Source organism: Rhizobium gallicum bv. gallicum R602sp (assembly GCF_000816845.1).
GTDB classification, from domain to species: domain Bacteria; phylum Pseudomonadota; class Alphaproteobacteria; order Rhizobiales; family Rhizobiaceae; genus Rhizobium; species Rhizobium gallicum.
Genome location: NZ_CP006880.1, coordinates 1697873 through 1717318, shown reverse-complemented (window position 1 = coordinate 1717318; position 19446 = coordinate 1697873). Strand labels below are relative to the sequence as shown.

Here is a 19446-nt window from a genome sequence, read left to right as displayed (position 1 = left end):
CCATGCTCAAAACTGCGACGGGCAGGAGAACTTCGAAAGGGCCTCCAGCCGGAATGGATTGAGCACGGAACCGAACTGGACGTCGAACTCGGCCGTCTGACCATTGGTTTCGAAGCGCGCCCGGAAGAGATCCTGGCTTTCGTTGAAGATCTTGGCATCGTCGAACAAGCGGAACGGCGACCAGTCGCCATTTTCCGTCATGGCCTGCTGCCAGCCACCCGGCTGGAAAGCGATCCTCGACAGGTTGGCGCTTTCCTTGGATGGCCAGGAGATCGATTTCGACTGGACGGGACCATGGAAATAGATCACCCGCTCGCCGTCGATCTCCATCATCACGGCATTGGCGCTTTCGCTCAGCGACACGGGCTTTACGTTGATGGCCACAACCGGCTCCTGACTGCCGGCCGGAAAGAAGGCGCGGTGGATCTTGTCGGCGTTTTCGAACTGGGCAATCGCATCGCTCGCAATGCCGGGCGCGCCGAAGGTGCCCTTCCAGCCCCAGGGCGAGGCGCTGGTATCGACAAAGGGTGCCAGCTTCTCCTTGAAGAAGGTCTGAAGGAGGCCATCGGGGCCGAAGAGGCGAACGAAATCGCTCATGGCGACATCACGCTGTGACGCGCGATCAAAGGGATAGCGGCCGGTGACGGCATTGGAGCAGAAGCTTGCGGCATCGCTGGTCCACAGATTGCTGATGCGGGTGCGCGCGGACTTCACGGCAAGTGAACCGACATCGGCCGACAGGCTTGCGATCCAGGTATCGACCGGCGCGGGAAGGCGGCGAGCATCTTGGAGGAGGTCTTGCGTGGCGGTGGTAAGCTGGCCGTTGACGTCGAAGACCTGGGCGATCTCGGCCGTCGAGGTCGAGGCGCGCGAGAGCTGTTCGTGGAGCTTCTGCAAGCTCGTCTGAAGCGAGGCGATCTTCGAGCGCGGCGCGCTGGTGCGATCCTGTCCCTGCAGCGCAGCCTTTGGCGGCTGCAGAGCCTCGCGCAGGTTCCCATACGGATCCGGGGCATTTTCGGCACCGGAGAGGATCGGGGTCGAGAGCGCTTCCGGCGCCGAGCCATCATTCGATGCGAGTTCGCGCCCGGCCGGCATCCGCAAATCGGTCGCCGCGGCGATCGATCGCGATATGGCTTCTATCACGCTCGGCTCGGCCGACAGAATACGGGTGGTTTCCGTAGCATCGCCAAGCGACTGCGAAGGACGCAGGCGGAAATCCGACAACAATGCGGACCACTGCTGGCTGAAATTGTCGAAATAGAGCTGCAATGCCGCCTGCGCCACACGGTCGACGGTCATACCGGCGGAGTTGGTGTCGGTGCCGCGCACCCATTTTTCATCGAATGCCTCGCGTGCGGCATCGGCAAGACGTGGCATGACGACGGTCCGATATCCGGTCGTCGTATAAAACCCGGAAATGCCGTCGCGAAGCGGCGCCTTCGACCTGCGCTCGAAGACCTGTTCGCCAAGCGGGCCGAAAGCATCGGCAGGCACCCACGGAGCAAGCGCGCGGGTTTGGCGATAGCCGGCAAGAATATCATGGGCGCGGGCGGCAAGGCTTTTCGAGCGGATTGTCTCACGCGTCCTGGCAATCAAGACATTGTCGAGTTCGACCGGCGAAAGCGCGCCCGTGGCCATCGTCTCGGCATGGGCAATCAGCGCACGGCGCGCGGCCGCACGACCTTCACCCGGATAAAGCGCCGTGAACATCTCCTCGGATTTCAGCGACACGAATTCCGGCTCGATCGGACCGAGGCCGCCCAACATGCCGTAGAGCTTCAACGCATCGAAAGCCTTGCCGGCATCTTTCGCATCCGCCATTTCGTTTTGTAGTTCAACGAGCATGCGCGGCAAAAGCAGGGCATTCAGTGCCCGTTGATAGGCATCGCGCTGGCGACTGGCGATCTTGCCTTTCTGGTCAAGGCCGAAACTGACCGGCCAGACGCGATCCTTGGAGAAGCCGCTGGTGACGGCTTTCAAATGGTCGAGCGCCGGAAGTATGCGCAGGAAATCCTGATCCGCGACGTTGCGCACCGGCACGCCCCTGACAAGCTGCTCGTATGCGCCGATATGTTGCTCGGCGCTTGCCAGTGCCCGCGCGTTCTGAAAATAGGTCATCGTCCAGCTGGTGAAAACGACAGCGAGCAAGACCAAGGCTGCGCCATAGGCTGCGCGGCGGAAATAGGTCTGGCGGCGCGAGAGCCTGGCGTCGCGCGAAACGAGCGAAGCCTCGTCGAAGATCACGTCCTTGAAGAGGCGCGTCAGGAAATAGCTGCGGCGCATGCGCGGCACCGCATTGGCCGCGAACGCGTCGGACTGGGTTCCCGAGGCAAAATAGATACCGCGCAGCAGCGGCGCTTCCACCAGTTTCGAACTGGAGCAGAGTTCCGTCAGCGTCTCGTGCAAACGCTCCTTCAGGGCAGCCAGTTCTGCGGGGAAGCGGAAGATGCGTCCGCGAAGCTCGGCATTCGGCTCCTGTTGCAGCCGCTCGACCAGCATGGCGCCGACGCGTTCCTGCAGTAGGGCAAATTCCTCCGAAAAACGGTCGGGGAGATTCTGCGACTTGTAGCTTTCCTCAAGCCCGAAGGTCGTGCCCCAGACCTGCTCGCGGTCACTCCTGTTGAGGCCATCGAAGAATTCGACGAAACCGGTCATCAGATCGGCCTTTGTCAAAACGACATAGACGGGCACGCGCGCCTGCAAGAAATCGTCGAGTTCCGACAGGCGCTGGCGGATGGCTCGCACCTCCTCGCGCTGAGCTTCCGGATCGCGTTTCAACAGATCGCCGATCGAAAGCGTTACAAGCACGCCGTTGATCGGCTGTGAACGGCGATATTTGCGCAACAGGCCGAGGAAACCTTCCCAGCCGGCCTTCGAGGCGCCGTTGAGATCATCCTGCGTCGTGTAGCGGCCGGCGGTGTCGATGAGGATCGCCTCATCGGTAAACCACCAATTGCAGTTCCTGGTGCCGCCGATGCCCTGCACGGCACTGCTGCCGAGAGCATCGCCAAGCGGAAACGTCAAGCCCGAATTTGTCAGCGCCGTCGTCTTGCCGGAGCCTGGCGCACCGAAGATCACGTACCAGGGCAGCTCGTAGATGTAGCCGAGACGCTTGCGCGTAATGCGCCGCAGCAGCGCCAGCGCCTCCTTGAGGCGCGTGTGTATTTCGCCGACCTCAGCCTGTTGGCTTGCGGCCGCGTCGGCCGCCGCATCCCGCTCGATGCCTTCGACCAGCTTGTCGTCGCGGCGGCGGGCTCGGATCAGCGAATAGACGAGATATCCGATCCAGGCGGCAAGCACGATCCCAAGCGCAATCAATCGGGCGCTGACACTCGCCAACGGCTTGAAGTCGCCATAGGCCAGTATGTAGCCGTAAAACCAGATGACGACGCAGATCGCCGCAACCCAGATAATGGAGAGGAACCGCCGACCGAGCAGGCCCGCATAGGATTCCACATAGGATCGGAGCGTATAGAAATAGCCAAGCGGGTTCACGGAGACTTGCCTCCTGCTGCGGATGTGGCAGGGCCATTATCGGTCCCGCCCGGTACAGGCGCATTCATGCCCGCATCGTTCAGTCGTTCACGGGGGTCCGTGAGCACGAGGATTTCGGTGCGCCGGTTGATCTCACGGCCCTGCGGCGTGTCGTTGCTGGCAATCGGATCGCTATCGGCGCGGCCATCCGTCAAAATCGCGCCGGGACCGGTATAAGCGGCAAAGATTTCGCCGACGGAGCGGGCGCGCGCTTCCGAAAGGTGCCAGTTCGACGGAAACTGGATTGTCCGGATCGGCACGTTGTCGGTATAGCCGACGACGACGGCGCGGAATTTTTCTGCCGCCAGTGCACCGCCGATGCGCTCCAGAAGGCCGCGGAACTGGCTGCTGACCTCGGCGCTGCCGGTTTCGAAGAGACCTGAATTGTTTATGCGGACCCGGAGCCTGCCGTCGTCATTGGAAAGCGTCACCAGCTTGCGCTCCACCTCTGGCTGGAGGAAGGCGAGCAGGTTGTCGAGGCGGCTTGGTTGCGGCGGCTTGACCGGCGGGGCGATCACGACCTTCGGCACCGGCGGCGTCTCGACCTGTGCCTTGGGCGGAGCAGCGGGCGGTTCCGGCGGCTCGATCAAGACGCTCGGCGTCTCGCGCGGCGGCAGCGAGGCAAGCCGCTCGAAGGTGCCGTCCGAGGCGCGGTTCAGCGAAAGCGTGAAGAAGAGATAGCCGAGGGCGAAAAGAAGGACGAGGGCGCAAAGCAAGGTCCACAGAGCGACGGCGGTACGAAGCGGGGTATGGCGAGCGGAAACGCCGCGCCAATGCGGCGACAGTTCCCGTTCGAAAACGCCGTACTGACCGAGCAGCGTCTTATAGAGGCTGTCTCGGATGCGACCGAGCTCCAGCGTGCCGCGCGTCGAAACGCGGGTTCGCCCCTCGAAGGCCAGAGACAGGCAGAGATAGATCAAGAGCAGCAGGTCCTTGTTGGCGCCCGGGCTTTGATGGAAATGGTCAAGAAGATCGAAGACGCGATCACCACCCGTCACGTCCATATGGAAGGTGGAAACAAGTCCGGAGCGCGCCCATCCGGTGCGCACGCCCCAGGGTTTGCTGAGAACCACGTCGTCGACCGTCGCGCAAACGATATAATGGGCTGCACGGGCCCGCTCAGGGCTGATGCGGGCTGCCGCAAGGTCACGTTCGTAACGGCCGACTGCCTCGATTGTCACACGGCGCAGCTGGTCGACATCCGGCTGGGCGTCACTGTAGCGGATCGCGTGCGCGAGATTGAGAAGCGGTGCGGCCGAACGCACGATGGTTGGAACTTCCTCGCCGCCGAAGCGGAAGTCGCGCACCAGTGCTTCTAAGGACAAGCCGCCGATACCCGCTTCTCCGCGGTCGTTGGGGATGCCCGGAATGATGTCCTTGACGTCGAGGGCATCATCGAGCAGTTCCGCCATCTTCCGTGCCGATTGCGTCTTCTTGACGCCGGCTTCGGTGATCTCGACCACGGTTGGCAGATCCTGCCAATTTGCAGACCGTTCGTTCTTCATTCTCTAAGGGCCCATAGTTCCATTTCGAGGCCGGGAAAGTCGCCTGCGAGATGCAGGGCGATGGCGCCCGAAGTGTCGAGTTGCTTCCAAAGCGGATTCTTGGTGTCGAGTTCGAAGTAGATGGTGCCCGAGCGATAGGGCAGTTGGCGCGGCAGAACGGGCAGCGGACGCACGGGAATACCGGGCAGCGCGACATTGACGAGATCGGCGATGCGCTCGACCGGGCCGACCTTGACCTGGGCGGGGAAGCGCCGCCGCACGTCCTCGGTAGGCATTTCGGCGCGCACGGCGAGCACGAAGCCGGCATCTTTGAGCAGCGAGCGGTCATGGATCGTGCCGACCCGTACGCCGTGGCGGCGCTCGGCAAGCTCGATCGAAACGGCGGCCTGTTCGAGAACGGCCGACAGCGAGGTCCTGAGATCCTCAAAGACGGCCGAAAAGGTCGCCTTCAGATCCTCATGGCGATAGGGCGGGAAGTCGCTTGCCCGCTTGCCGGCCGTGGTGAACGTCGCGAGCTCGCCGGCCAGCTGAATGCAATGTTCGTAAAAGGTGATGGGATGCATCCGCGTCGCGTTGGCGGAGATATGCCGCAGCATTGGGTCCGCGCGATTTAGGATCTGCAGCAGGAAATAGTCGCCGACTTCAGCTGTCCCTCTGATCGTTGGATCGCCGATGCGTTCGGCGATCGCCTGCGCCCGGTGGCGCACGATGCCAAGGAGCTCGGTGATGAGCTCGGCAAGGCGTGGCTGGGCAGCGCAGTTGAGGCTTGGGGCGATAAAGTCGGGATCGAGGATGACGGCGCGGTCCGATCGCACCTCGATGACGCGGGCAAGACCAAGCAGTTCGTAACCGGAAAGCTCGTCGCCTGTCTTCAGATAGCGCAGGCTCAGCCGGCCGACATCGATCGGCGCCATGAAATCCGTTTCGACATTGGCGTCGGGCGCTTCATAATGCGAAGCGACGATGCGCACGCTGTTCAACGCCGCGCTGCCGTTGATCGCGACGTCTGCTTTTCCGGGCTGTCTTGCCGGTAGAGCGAGATAGATGATGGCGTTCTTGGTGTTCTCGTCCAGATCGATCGGTGCCGGCAGATCAGCGTCCACCGGTGCTTCGAAGGGCGTACCGTCAGGCAGGATGCCGCGCAGGTTCGAAAGCGCGAACTGGCCGATCGCCAGTGCGCTGCGATCGATGCCTATTTCAGCGATTCCCCAAGGGTAGGGCATCAAGGCACGCGTCGTGGTCCGGACAAGCCGCTCCGTCCAGCGGTCGGATTGTTGGAAATGCTGTACGCGAAGGAACATGCCTTCGCTCCATGCCACCCGGTTTTCATTTCTCATGATGCGCGATCAATCCTTCCCGTTATCGGCTGGCTGTCCTGCCCGGCGCTGCCAGACGGCCCCATCATCGCTTCGCGAAAGAGCTCGCGTATGGAGAGGCTCCTGCCGCTCTTTTCGAACTGCGTCCGGTAGGCCTGCCAGTAGTTTCGCTTTCGCTGCCACGGTTGCCGGTACGGCTCCGCGTCAATCCTGGCTTCGACGATGCGCGGCTCCAGCATGTGGCTTGCTGCGCGGACCAGCTTTTCCAGTGCAGCGTTCAGCACCAATTGCCGCTGCAGCAGAGCCTCCAGCCGCGCGCTGAGTGCTGCATCCTCGCCGGTGATGAAGCTTGCTCCGTCGCCGATCTCGGCAGCTTCAATCTCAAAGATCGAAAGCGTCCCGTCGCTCGCCTCCTCAAGCTGCCGGACAAGCGCCTCAAGCGCCGGCATGCCGAGAGGTGGGCTTGCCGCCAACGCGCCGAAGGCCCTGTCTATTTCCTCGGCATTCTCGGCCGCTCGCGTCTGTCCGGTTACCTCCTCGGTCGTTTCCCCCGCTTCTGCCGCTGGCCGATTTTGCCGGAGGTTAACGGCGCTGCGCGTTGCTGCCCCATGCTCCAGCTCGCTGCTATAGCCAGCGTCGCTGTTCCAATCGTTTGGCACGATCGCCGCCAGACCTTCGACCTGCGGAGGTCCGCTCCAGCCGATCTCGACATCGCGCGACGATGTTCCGTTCCTTTTCGTCGCCGCAAGATCGGCTTGCGGCAGCCAGTCGTCATTTGCACGTTCGCCGAGAATGCCGGTCGCCGTACGCCCGCCGGGCGCGATATCGGCGAGAATCGACGAGATCGTCAGCGTCTCATCGGAAAGCCTCAGGCTTGCATCCGGATCCTCGAATTCAAGATTGTTGTCACCGGATATGTGGACTGAGAAGGCCAGTCCGCCGACCTCTAAGCGTGATTGGTCATTGAGCCTTGCACTTTGTCCTTCCAGCAAAAGCATGCCATCGACACGCGATCCGTTGGCGCTCTGGTCGCGCAGCAGGAAACCCTCGCGGTCCCGCTCTATCGTGCAATGATGCTTCGAGACGTGGCATTCCGGATCAGACATCTGCCAGTCACAGTCGCCAGCCCTCCCGAGTGTGCGCCGGCCGTGCTCGAAGAACCACTTGGGAGCGACGCTGTTGACAAAATTGCCGTTGATCTGCCTGAGTTCCAGCCGCATTACCATCTCCCCTCACACAGCTTTTACGGGTGCTGAAGCACGTTCGACGACGACCGCGTCGCTGCTGTCTCGGGCTGCAGGTGCTACGCGGGCCCAGCTGTTCCAGCCGAGCCGTGGCGGGTCACCGGCCTGGCCGAGCTGGCAGAAGGGAATTTGCTCCTTCTTCAGGATGATCTGGATGTCGAAATCGAAACCGGAACCGACATAGAGCCGCGTCAGCGCGAAGAGCTCCCCGATTGCCGGCCTGCCCGGCGAAAGCGTCAGATAGGCGTCATAGTCGAGCGGGCCGATCATGACGCGGAAGCCGCCGCTGAAATCGTGGATTGCAGCGCCTGCCGTGGCATTGACGCCGAGCTGCACGTCGCGTCCCGGCTCGAGTAGGCTTCGGTCCTCGACCGGGATCGTGAGCCAGCGTCCACGGAACTGCTCGATTTCGACGGGCAGTCCGGTGAACTCGCAGAGCATGGCGCGCAGGTTGACGAGGTTTCTGACGCGCGCGGAAAAGAAGCCGCTAAAGCGCAGGATGAGCTCATCATCGATGCCGCTTTGTTCGGCAAGCCTCTTCGTGCCGAAACCGGTGAGAGAAAAGAGCGTCGTGACGAAACTGTTCTTGCGCCGGTCACGACCCCAGCGCAACCGCCGCGCAATGCGGTATTTCTCGCAGGCATCGACGAACAGCGCGCTCATGCGGGCGCTGAAAAGATCAAAAAAGCTGGCAAGCGCGCGCGATCGGTTGCGCTCTTCGCGCATGATGAGTTCGTTATAAGCCGGTGGCATCGAGCCGAGCGGCCCGGTAAGGCCCGCCAGTGAGCTGCGGATCACGGCCTTGTCGCCCGTCCGGTTAAAGCCGCAGACGGCAAGCGGTGCCGGCGACACGCCGATATGCGCACGAACGCCAAGATCGTGTCCGGAAGCCTGCTGGGCGACACGGAAGGCCGTCGTCGGCTCGAACCGGCTTGGATCTTGCTCCAGCTTCTCTTCAAGGTGATCGCTCGTCTTTTTCACGGCCATGCTCATGCAATCACCTTCCTCACAGGAGCGGACGTTCGGCGGCTCGCGCCGGCCAGCTCGCGATTGGCTTCGATTGCCCCTTCATGGCGATCGAGAGGCGGGTGAAGCTGTTGAGCGAGGTGTAGAGGCCGAAAAAGCGATCGAGCACGCTGCCGAACAGGAAAGCGGATGCCCGATCGATGGCGCCGGGATCGAATTCGAGCGTGATCTCGGTGCCCGGCACCATGCCGCCGTTGCCAAGGCGTGCCGTCGAGTTGCGGGCATGGATCCGCGCTAGTGCATCGACGAGCTGCTTGGTTTCCGGGCTGTCACGGAAGGCATAAAGGGAAAGGATATCCTTAAGGGCGGTCCCTTCGTTGTCGAACAACGACAGATGATTGAGCATCAGGTGAGACATCAGTCGCCAGTTGCGGTCGTCCTGCTCGTTCATCCGCACCGATGGCGTCGGTGGAATGAGAGCCTCGACCCGGGCGACCGCCTCGCTGCCGGAAGCAAGCTGCAGCTGCGGATGCCCGCCGCCGAAGGGCAGCTGCTCCGGCAGGTCGCGGTTGAGGCACAATGTGTCAACGCTGGCGACCGCATCGATCGCGCCGGTCGGCCGGTGCATGCGGTCGACGAAGGCGATATCGACGTCGCTCGTGCCGTCATCGGCCTCAAAGCGGCGCGAAATCTGCCAGTAGGTCGAGGCCGTGCTGCCTTTCTGGCGGCGCCCGAAGAACGGCTGAGAGAATTCCTCCTGGCCGCCGCGGCCCGTCAAGAGGACGCGTTCGATTGCATAAATCTCCCGGGTCCGCTGACGTCGGGCATCCGGTAGCAGCCGGTATTCCGTGCGAGTTCCGTCGACGGCCACCGGCTCGCAGATCTGCCGGAAGAGATTGACGACCGGAGTGGCATTGAGAGCGAAGTCGCGCGCAGAAACGGCTCGCTCCAGCTTGGCATCGCTGTCGTTGAGATAAATGAAGATCTCGAGCGTTTCTCCATGCCAGGGATCCAGCCCTTCGATATCGAAGAACAGGAATTTCTGCGGCAGGGCGAAGAATTCCGTCAAAAGCCCGTAGCCGGTGAAGCTCGACGGGGGATAGGGCAACATCGCCTGCTCAGGGTCAAAGCCGACGGGCTGCAGATTGCTCGCCCGCAGAAATTTCGGCGTACGATCGTCGGCGTGATGGGCAAGCGCGATCCCGAGCGTATGGTTTGCCAGAAGCTCATAAATGCGGATCGCCTGCTGCCAGGGCGAGGCGATGTAGAGCCTCAGCCGCTTCAGTCCGCTCTCGGAAAGATGGCCCATGCGGGGTGCGCTCGAACGGATCGACAGCCTGAGGCATCCGGCTGCGCCGGGATAGGGCGAAAGCGGCGCATTGAACGGCTGGCCGGAAAGCGAGGCAGAGGCGATCTCGACAGGCACGATCTCGACGTCTTGCGTTGTGCGGAAGCGGCAGGCCTCGCCGCCGACCGGCTCAGCCAGGATTTCGCTATGACGCGGCACCGTCTGCACCGAAGCCAGCATCTCGCTCGGACGGAATTTCACGATGCTCATGGAGGGTAACGGCGCCAGGTAATGGGGATAAAGGGTTTCCAGAAGGCCGTCGGTAAGCTCGGGGAATTCATCGTCCAGCTTCTGGCGCACGCGGGCTGCGGAATAGGCGAAACTCTGGATCAGCCGCTCGACATGCGGGTCGTCGGCGACATCACCCGTCATGCGCAGCCGGCCGGCAATCTTCGGGAAAGCATCGGCAAAGCGTGCGGCGCGGCGGCGAAGCGCGCCGAGTTCGTCATTGTAGCGTTGCAGGAAGCCGTCAGCCATTTGCCGCCTCGACCATGAAGCGTTGCGTTGACGGGTCGATCATCGATTCGAAGCTGATCGGCGGCATGCCCTCATGCAGACGGAAGCTTGCCTGGATGCGCATGCGCAGCGCCCGCTCACCGTCGTGACGGCTCTTCAGGATCGTCACCCGCACATCCGAAAGGCGTGTTTCGAAAAGCGCAATCCGCCGCTCGATGACGCGCGCCAGCCGCAGCTTCGCATTGTCGGTTACCAGATTGGCGGACACGATGCCGTCCACCCCGTAGGAGACCAGTGCGTCCTTCAATTCGTCGAGGATGGCCGGTGGCGCCGTGGGGCAGCGCCGCGTATTGAGCAAGGCTTCGAGATCGCGGCGGATCGCTTCACGCATCTCGCGCACCTGCTCGGCAAGGCTCAGGTGGTCGTCGCTCGGCAGATCCGGGTTCGCGTCGATCAGCCGGTCGAGGATCGACTGCGACAGCATCCGCTCGCGCGGACGGCAGCGCTCGAGCGGATCAGCCATGAATGGTTCTCCTTGCTTCGAGGTGTTCGGCTGCGTCAAGGTTCACCGTCTCATGGAAGGAGACGAGTTCGTCGCCCGCCAAGAAGCACCGATGGCCGCGGCCCGTGGTGATGCCGCTCGGCTCCTTCACCCATTCGGTCTCGCGACCAAGAAGCAACGCCGGACCGGCTTTCGTGCCATGATAGATCGCGGGCAGAAGCACCGGCGCGCTGGCCCCGTCAATCAACGACAGCTTGCCCCGGCGAAAGGCAAGATCGCGCGGCCGTGCGATGGGCTCGATCGTCACCGAAGCGATTTTGGAAAAGTCCACCCAGAGATAGGCGCCGCCTGTCATGATGATTTCGAGCGCGTGGGGGATGCGATCGTCGAGGTCGCGAAAATCGGAAATCTCGCGTCCGTTCCAGACCATTGGCCTCTCGCCGCGCAGGTCTTCCAACCGGTCGAGGGCGATCTCAGCATCTGCCCTTTCCTGCGTCCGGGCGGCGATGCCAAGGCGCATCGCCGCCATGTCCAATTCGCTCGGCCCTTGCGGGAATTCCGGCACCGCACCCTTTTCGAACCAGGCATCGCGCGCGGCAATTGCCCGCAACTGGTTGCGCAGCAGCGCAAAGCCCATGGCATCTTCTGGTGAGAAGGTAACGGCGACATTGCACTGGGCGTCGGCGCGTTCGTAGTCGCCCGACAGAACCAGAAGGTCGATGTAAAGGTGCCGCGCTTCCTTGTCGGTCGGCGCGGATTTCACCTGTGCCTTCGCAAGTTCGAGCGCCTGCCCCAGAGCGTCTTGGCCAAGCAGATTGGCGATTTGGGCGGAGAGCGTCATGCGGACATCCTTTGCGGTGCGTCGGTCGGGCGGGCAAAGCGTGTCGTGGCGTTTGCCGTCTCGGCGATGAGGTGGAAACTGGTGGAAACGTCATCGAGTTGGAAATGCGGCTGCAGCCGCACAGTGCAGGAAAAAGTACCGGGCTTGCCGGGGATATCGTGAACGCTGATACCCGCCGAGCGCAGCGGCCGGCGCGTCCTTAGCGTCAGGTCGGCGTCGTCGTTGCCGAGTGTATAAGCCGCCAGCCAGTCCTCCAGCCGCCGCTGGATCGACGGCGCGTCCGACAGCTGGCCGATCTCGTCGCGCATGATGACCTTCAAGTAATGCGAGAAGCGCGAGGCGCAGAGCACATATTGCAGCATTGCAGCGATCCGTGCGTTTTGGCGCGCATGCTCACTGGAATAATGCGGCGGCGCATGCAGGGACTGGTTGGAGTTGAAAATTGCCGAGGCCGACAGGTAAGTCGTCGCGACCGGCACAATACCCAGATCGCAGAATTGCTGTTCCTGCATGCTGGTGAGGCTGATCTCGACCGGCGCCTGGGCCGAGAGCCCGTTGCTTTCGGTGCCGAAGTCGTAAGGCGCAAGCTCATCGGCACCCAGCATGCCGCCATCGATGGCATCCTGGGTCACGCCGCGGATATCGGCGAACCAGCCCGATTCATTGAAATTGCGAATGACCATCGAGGCGAATGCAAAGGCGCCGTTGCCCCACAGCAGCGAGCTTCCATCCTCGCTGATCGTCTCGCGGAACGGGAAGCCGTCGTTGCGGTGGCGCGCCAGCGGTTCATGGGGTGGCCGCATCAGGATGCGCGGCGCAACGAGGCCGAGGAAGCGGGAATCTTCCCGTGCCCTCAGGCTGTTCCAGCGGATACGCGACGGATCATGCGCAAGCCAGGAGAAATCTTGCACGCGGTCGAGCTCGTCGAACCGTTCCAGGCCGAGCGCCTGCGGTGACGCCCCGGCAATGAAGGGGCAGAAGGCGGCGGCCGCGACCGTGCCGAGCTGCACGAGCGTGCTTACCGCATCCCCGTCTCCCGCCATCTCCGGCGCGCACATATAGTCGCCGACGATGAGACCGAACGGCTCGCCGCCCGGCATGCCGAATTCGCGGCTATAGACCATTTCGAACAGATGGCTCTGGTCGAAATCGGCGGCGCGTTCCAGATTGCGTGCCAGCTGATCCCAGCTGGCGCTCAAAAGCTTGATCTTGACTTCGCCGCTGCGGCTTGCCTCGCGCACCAGCATGGCAAGGCCGCGCCAGCGGGCCTCCATCTTCTGGAATTCCGGATGGTGAAGAATTGCATTGACCTGCCTGTTGAGGGCATCGTCGATCAGCGCAATCAGCTGATCGGCCGTCCGTCGCCACTTTGTGCCTGAGTTCATCGTCATTGCGGTTCACGCATTGCAGAAGGTGAGGGACCGCGCGCCCGATGGACGCGCGGATATCGATCAGTTCTTGGAGGGAATACGGGCGACCATGCGCAGCGAGGTCGTCAGCTCTTCCATCTGCAGCCAGGGGCGCATCCAGGCGACCGCATTGTATGAACCCGGTTTGCCGGGGATTTCCTGGACCGTCACCTTGGCATCGCGCAACGGATACTTGGCGCGAGATTCCTCGCCGGCATCGTCGTTGGCGTTGACGTAGTTCGAAATCCAGCGGTTCAGCCACACTTCGCAATCCTCGGCTTCCATGAACGAGCCGATCTTGTCGCGGCCCATGACCTTGAGATAGTGGGCGAAGCGTGACGTCGCCATCATGTAGGGCAGGCGGGCGGAGACTGCGGCATTAGCAGTCGCTTCCGGCTTGTCGTAGAGCTTTGGCTTGTGCGTCGTCTGTGCACCGAAGAAGACCGCGTAATCGGTGTTCTTGTAGTGGCAAAGCGGCAGGAAGCCGAGCTTGCCGAGCTCGGCATCACGCCGGTCCGTGATGCCGACTTCCGTCGGGCATTTGAGATCGAGGTCGCCATCGTCGCTGGCAAAGATATGCATCGGCAGGTTCTCGACCTTCCCGCCATTTTCCGCGCCGCGGATCGAGGTGCACCAGCCGCTCTTGGCAAAGGCCTCGGTAAGACGCGTGCCCATGACATAGGCGGCATTCATCCAGCAATAGGCCTCGTGATCTAGCTCGCCGGTCTTGGAACCGCCCGTCTCGTCGAAGCCGAATTCGTCGATCGGATTGGTCTTCGGGCCATAGGGCATGCGGGCAAGCACGCGCGGCATGGCCAGTGTCACGAAGCGCGAATCGTCGCTTTCGCGAAGGCTGCGCCATTTCGTGTACTCGACCGTCTCGAAGATCTTTTCGAGATCGCGCGGCTTTGCCAGTTCGCGGAAGTCCTCGAAGCCGAACATGCGCGGGCTTGCTGCTGCGATGAAGGGCGCAAAGGCTGCGGCAGCGATCGACGAGATGCCCTGCAGCATCTGAACGTCTTCGAACGAATTGTCGAATTCATAGTCGCCGATCAATGTGCCCATGGGCTCGCCGCCCGGCGTGCCGAACTCATCATCATAGACCGACTTGAAGAGCCTTGACTGGTCGAACTCGACCGCCTTGGCAAGATCCTTGGAGAGCTCGCGCTTGGAAGTGTTCAGCACCCGGATCTTCAGGTTGACGCTGGTTTCGCTGTTCTTGACCAGGTAGTTCAGCCCGCGCCAGGAACCTTCGAGCCTGGCGAATTCCGGCGACTGCATGATCGCAGCCAGCTGACGGGAAATCGTCCTGTCGAGCTCGGCGATCGCGTTGTTCAACGTGATCGTCAGGTTGCGGTCGTACTTGACGGTGCCTTTCAACGCCTGGTCGGTCAGCGTGCGCAGCAGGTTCTGCGCGCGATCCGGCTCTGTCTGGCGGGTGGCGGCCACGACCTTTGACAGGAGGTTCTCATCGGGTACGTATGCGACCTCGTCCTGGGCCGCCAGTTGAGTATCTGCGCTCATTCCTCAATCCTTTTCGGTGCGAGCAGCCCGGAAAGCGGCAAACGGCCTTGGGAATATCCGGTGCTCATAAAAAGATGGGACGGACGTTCAAACGTCCGCCGGCCCTTCAGTTCACGTTGTCCTTGTTGCCGGCGGCGCCGAGCTCGGAGACCAATTTGTTGAGGTCGCCATTGTTCTGAAGGATGTCTTCGAGCATCCGCTCCAGCTCCTCCGAGCGGTCTGCCTTGCTCATCAGGTCGCGCAGCTCATTGCGCGCATCAAGCAGTGCCTTAAGTGCCGGAACCTGATTGACGACCGCGCCTGGCTCGAAGTCTTCCATGCTTTCGAACTTCAGCGATACGGCGAGATCCGAGCCGTCGTTCTGCAGCGTATTTTCGACCGTGATGTTGAGACCGGGCGTCATGCGGCGCATGACGTCGTCGAAATTGTCGCGATCGACCTGAACGAATTTCCGCTCGCCGAACGGCTTGAGCGGCTGCGTCGGATTGCCGGAGAAGTCGCCGAGCACGCCGACGACGAAGGGCAGCTCCTTGACTACCATCGCACCCTCGGTCTCCACCTCGTATTTGATGTGGACGCGCGGCTTGCGAACCCTTTCCAGTTTCTCATGCACACTTGCCATATAGAGTCTCCTTCATGCCCTTGGCAGATTGTAAATTCGGTTCATGCGAGCCGCGCTCGGCGAGAAGCGCGGGTAGGATTTTCCGGTCATTCACCCTTGTCGGCGGCAGACTTGATGCCCGCAGCACTCAGCACCGCGTTGCGGGCCTGGGGTTCGGGAAGCAGTTCGGCAAGCAGCTCGGAAAAATCCATTCGGCTGCGCCGGACCAGAGTTTCGAGCGCCATCGAAATCGGCGAATGAGGCTCGGTGCGGCGAAAATAGCGCGCGACGCCGGCGAGGATTTCGAGCGCTTCCTCGCGCGAAGCAATAGTGTCGGCGCTGCGCGGCCGCGGGGCCTCAGGCTCCGGGCTATTGCTGTTGGCAGCCAGGGGCGCGGTTTCCGCATCAGCTGCAGCCTCGTCGTTTTCGATACCCGCAAGCTGGCGAATTGCGGCTGCCGCTTCGAAAAGAACATTGCGCGTATTGGAACTTGGCGGTGCCTGATCACCGCAACGCTCCGCAAGAAGGGCAGTCAGGGCATCGAAACTGGCGATGCATTGGTTCAGCTGCTTGAGGTGCGCGGCCATGGCCGAGACGCCCGCTTCGCTTGCTGCAAGATAAAGGTCCTCGCGACGCTGCGATTCGTTTGGGCGCTGCGAAAGCTGGAAGTCCCAGAGCGAAAATTGGCCGAACTTCGCGCCGGGAACGAGCGGTGAAAGCCGTACCGCCTGAATGATCGTTCCTTCGCCGCCCATCCCGTTCAAGCCTGCCAGGGGCGCAAAACGCTCGTGGAAATCGTCGTCGCCGATCGAATGCAACTCATCCCAATGCTTGTCTAAAAGCGACATCATCGCAGCGTAGACTTCGCCCAGTCCTGCGAAGCCTGCAAGCCTTAGTTGAGCTTCGGCGAGCCAGGCTAATACTTCCAGGTCCTTGCTGTCTGAAGAAAGAATTCGCAATCCAAGATTGTTAACATCGATCCATGCAGGTGATACCCCAATGGTCTCGCCAGGGGAAATACCTCGTTCTACAGTCCGAGCGAGGTTCCTAGCATCTTTTATATTATAGTATATCTTGCGCGATACAGTATTGTTGCGGATGTTTTCTCCACAAGGCGCATTTTCATCAAATGGAATTGCGATGTCGCGAATGTTCAAATTCGATTAATCCTCATATTTGAAGACGATGACCGAGGTCATATTATTGTGGGGCAGCATTCTTCATTGTCAACCACGGTGGATTTGCAACATTTTTATGACACGCGATGGATAGACTTGACATAAAAAATTCTCGTAATTTAATCTTGCCAAATTGAAATACGCGCCCTAGCTGTCTCAATGCATCTCATAGGTGTTCCCCTTGGACATCGGGGGAGGGGGAATCACGAATGCCGCAGATCGATCTCAATCGTCTGATCAGAACGCTTGAGCCAAGCCTCCGTGTCGGTCTTGAGACAGCGGCATCCATTGCCGTGCGCCATCAGCACCCGGCTGTCGACATCGCCCACTGGCTTCGCGCACTGCTCGATGTCGCGGATGTTGCCCCGGTTCTCGAAGAGGTCGGCATCAGCTTGCAGACCTTGCGAAGCGAGCTCGATGCGGCAATTGGCGATGTCGCTCGCGAAGAGGGGCGGGCTCTCGCGCTTTCGCAAAATCTGCTGACGTTGGCGCGCGAGGCATGGTTGGTCGCCTCGCTGCAGTTCGGCCGAAACAGGGTCCTTGTCGCTGATGTCCTGTCGGCGCTGATTTCGGATTCGACGCTGCGTGTCCTGGTGCGCGCAATTGCGCCGTCGCTGCGCGATCTTGACGGCAAAGCCTTGGAAAAGTTGCTGAAAAAGACCGAGCCTGACGAGGGCGGCGCCGAGAGTGCCATCCTTCCGGCGGCCGGGCGAACGTCGCCCAATGGCGTCGACGATAACGAATTCCTGCGACTTTACACTCGCGACATGACAGCAGATGCCAGGGCCGGACGCATCGATCCGGTCATCGGCCGAAACCGGGAGCAGCGGCAGCTCATCGACATCCTGATGCGCCGGCGGCAGAACAATCCGATTCTGGTTGGCGAGGCGGGCGTCGGCAAGACGGCCGTTGCCGAGGCGCTGGCGCTTCAGATTGCCGATGGAAACGTGCCCGACAAACTGAAGGCAGTGCGACTGCTCACGCTCGATCTGAGCCTGCTGCAGGCCGGAGCGGGCGTCAAAGGTGAATTCGAGCGTCGCCTCCACGGTGTGGTCGATGCGGTGAAAGCCTCCGCCCAACCGATCATCCTGTTCATCGATGAAGCGCATAGCCTCATCGGCGCGGGCGGACAGGCGGGTCAAGGCGACGCTGCCAATATCCTGAAACCGGCGCTCGCGCGCGGTGAACTGCGTACCATCGCGGCGACCACCTGGAGCGAATATAAACGCTTCATCGAAAAGGATGCAGCACTCACCCGCCGTTTCCAGACGGTACACGTGCAGGAGCCGGACGAGGAAACGGCAATCCGAATGCTGCGCGGCGTGGCCGAAACCTTCGCCGCCCACCACAAGGTCCGCATCCGCGATGAAGCCCTGATTGCCGCAGTGCGGCTTTCGGCCCGCTATTTGCCGGCGCGGCAGTTGCCGGACAAGGCGATCAGCCTGATCGACACGGCGGCTGCGTCCGTCTCGCTCGCCCGCCAGACCATTCCCGAGCCGCTCCGGAACCTGCGCAGCGAACACGATCTGCTCGAAGCCGAAGCGACGTGGCTCTCAAGCGAGCCGGATACCCCTGAAAACACCGAACGTCTCGCCAGAATCGACGCGCAAATTAAGCTAATTTCAAGCGAGATCGACGCTCTTCAGACAAAATACGACGAGGAACTGCGCCTGCTGAAGGAGGCAGACCGACTGGAAGCGGCCTTCGTGCCGAGGAGGGTGGAAGATATCCCGGAGCCTGCCGAAGAACCGAGCAATGTCGCACCCTTCCCGGCAAGCGGACTATCGGCGCAAGGCGCACGCGCGGCCTTTGCGGTCGCCGAGCGAAAGCTGCAGCAGGCAGCCGGTGAGGCGGCACTCGTGCCGCGCGTTGTCGATAAAGACATCATCGCGACGATCGTCGCGCGCTGGACCGGCATTCCCGTCGGCAAGCTGCTTGCAGATCAGGTCCAGACCACCAAGAGCCTCGATGACCGGCTGAAGGAGCGGATCGTCGGCCAGGATCCGGCGATCGGCCGCATTGCTGATACGATGCGGGCTGCTCGCGCCGGACTTTCCGATCCGCGCCGGCCGCCGGCCGTGTTCCTGCTCGTCGGCATGTCCGGCACGGGCAAGACGGAAACGGCGCTGTCGCTTGCCGACCTTTATTACGGCGGCAGCCAGCAGTTGACGACGATCAACATGTCGGAGTTCAAGGAGGAGCACAAGATCTCCATGCTCCTCGGCTCGCCGCCCGGCTATGTCGGCTACGGCGAAGGCGGCGTGCTGACGGAAGCCGTGCGCCGACGACCCTATGGCGTCCTGCTGCTCGACGAGATCGACAAGGCCCATAGCGGCGTCCAGGAGATCTTCTACCAGGTCTTCGACAAGGGCACGCTGCGTGACGGCGAGGGCCGCGATATCGATTTCAAGAACACGACGATCTTCATGACGGCCAATGCAGGCTCCGAACTCCTGGCAGCCCTTGCCGCCGATCCGGATGCGATGCCGGATGGCGAGGCGCTGGAAGCATTGTTGCTGCCGGAACTGCAGAAGCATTTCAAGCCGGCCTTCCTCGGCCGCACGATTATTCTGCCCTTCCTGCCTTTGCAGCGCGAGGCACTTTCGGCGATCGTCGACATGCAGATCGGCCGCATAAGGGATCGTGTCACGGCCACCTATGGCACCGCGCTTTCGCTATCCGATGAAGCCCGCGAGGCGCTGGTTTCGGGTGCGAAGACCAGCGTGATGGGTGCCCGCGCCATCGAGGTGATGATTGCCCGCGAGTTGCTACCGGTGCTGTCAATCTTTTTCCTCGACCGGATGTCCGACGGACGGAAGGTCTCGCATGTTTTGATCAATTTCGACAGTGGCCGCTTCGGCATTAAGCCGAGCTCTGCGGCAGACGAAAAGGTATTCGCCGGACCGGATGAAAACCGGCAGGCGGATGAAGCAGTCCCGGACGGCGAGGGCCGTTCGGCCAGCACAACGGACCGAAAGGCAAATGCGCCTTAGACGCAACTAGGCAACCCCGCTCGATAAGA

At 61.7% G+C, this 19446-nt stretch carries 13 protein-coding genes; 1 reads left to right on the top strand and 12 read right to left on the bottom strand.

Translation table 11 applies throughout. From position 1 onward, the window contains the following. Positions 1-6: 6 nt before the first annotated feature. The 12 genes from tssM to tssA form a co-directional block, all read right to left on the bottom strand. Entirely contained in the window at positions 7-3495 is a 3489-nt protein-coding gene (tssM, locus tag RGR602_RS31110) for a type VI secretion system membrane subunit TssM (RefSeq protein ID WP_040115809.1), read from the bottom strand. Continuing rightward, positions 3492-5039, bottom strand: a complete 1548-nt coding sequence (gene tssL, locus RGR602_RS31105; protein WP_040115808.1) for a type VI secretion system protein TssL, long form — start codon at positions 5037-5039, stop codon at positions 3492-3494. Before tssL ends, tssM begins: the two co-directional genes overlap by 4 nt. Continuing rightward, positions 5036-6376, bottom strand: coding sequence for a type VI secretion system baseplate subunit TssK (gene tssK, locus RGR602_RS31100; protein ID WP_040115807.1), 1341 nt, complete (start codon positions 6374-6376; stop codon positions 5036-5038). Before tssK ends, tssL begins: the two co-directional genes overlap by 4 nt. Beyond that, the gene (locus tag RGR602_RS31095) at positions 6373-7575 is read right to left on the bottom strand and encodes a type VI secretion system-associated FHA domain protein (protein WP_063856026.1); all 1203 of its coding nucleotides are present in this window, start codon (positions 7573-7575) and stop codon (positions 6373-6375) included. The genes tssK and RGR602_RS31095 overlap by 4 nt, the downstream gene beginning before the upstream one ends. A gap of 12 nt (positions 7576-7587) precedes the next feature. Further along, a complete protein-coding gene (gene tssG, locus RGR602_RS31090; RefSeq protein ID WP_040115806.1) occupies positions 7588-8592 on the bottom strand; it encodes a type VI secretion system baseplate subunit TssG in 1005 nt (334 codons plus the stop codon). A 13-nt stretch (positions 8593-8605) separates the two neighbouring features. Beyond that, positions 8606-10390, bottom strand: coding sequence for a type VI secretion system baseplate subunit TssF (gene tssF / locus RGR602_RS31085; RefSeq protein ID WP_040115805.1), 1785 nt, complete (start codon positions 10388-10390; stop codon positions 8606-8608). Then, positions 10383-10892: a type VI secretion system baseplate subunit TssE gene (gene tssE, locus RGR602_RS31080; protein ID WP_040115804.1), complete on the bottom strand. Its 510-nt coding sequence runs from the start codon at positions 10890-10892 to the stop codon at positions 10383-10385. The genes tssF and tssE overlap by 8 nt, the downstream gene beginning before the upstream one ends. Beyond that, positions 10885-11712: a type VI secretion system accessory protein TagJ gene (locus tag RGR602_RS31075; protein WP_040115803.1), complete on the bottom strand. Its 828-nt coding sequence runs from the start codon at positions 11710-11712 to the stop codon at positions 10885-10887. Before RGR602_RS31075 ends, tssE begins: the two co-directional genes overlap by 8 nt. Continuing rightward, complete coding sequence (tssC, locus tag RGR602_RS31070) at positions 11709-13097, bottom strand: type VI secretion system contractile sheath large subunit (RefSeq protein ID WP_040116641.1); 1389 nt, start codon at positions 13095-13097, stop codon at positions 11709-11711. Before tssC (RGR602_RS31070) ends, RGR602_RS31075 begins: the two co-directional genes overlap by 4 nt. Before the next feature lie 66 nt (positions 13098-13163). Next, entirely contained in the window at positions 13164-14645 is a 1482-nt protein-coding gene (gene tssC, locus RGR602_RS31065; protein ID WP_040115802.1) for a type VI secretion system contractile sheath large subunit, read from the bottom strand. Positions 14646-14751: 106 nt separating this feature from the next. Next, entirely contained in the window at positions 14752-15267 is a 516-nt protein-coding gene (gene tssB, locus RGR602_RS31060) for a type VI secretion system contractile sheath small subunit (protein WP_040115801.1), read from the bottom strand. Between the two features lie 86 nt (positions 15268-15353). After that, the gene (tssA, locus tag RGR602_RS31055; RefSeq protein WP_407692074.1) at positions 15354-16346 is read right to left on the bottom strand and encodes a type VI secretion system protein TssA; all 993 of its coding nucleotides are present in this window, start codon (positions 16344-16346) and stop codon (positions 15354-15356) included. 287 nt (positions 16347-16633) lie between these two features. Between tssA and tssH the strand changes: the two genes are divergently transcribed. Next, positions 16634-19417, top strand: a complete 2784-nt coding sequence (tssH, locus tag RGR602_RS31050) for a type VI secretion system ATPase TssH (protein WP_040115799.1) — start codon at positions 16634-16636, stop codon at positions 19415-19417. Positions 19418-19446 lie beyond the last annotated feature (29 nt).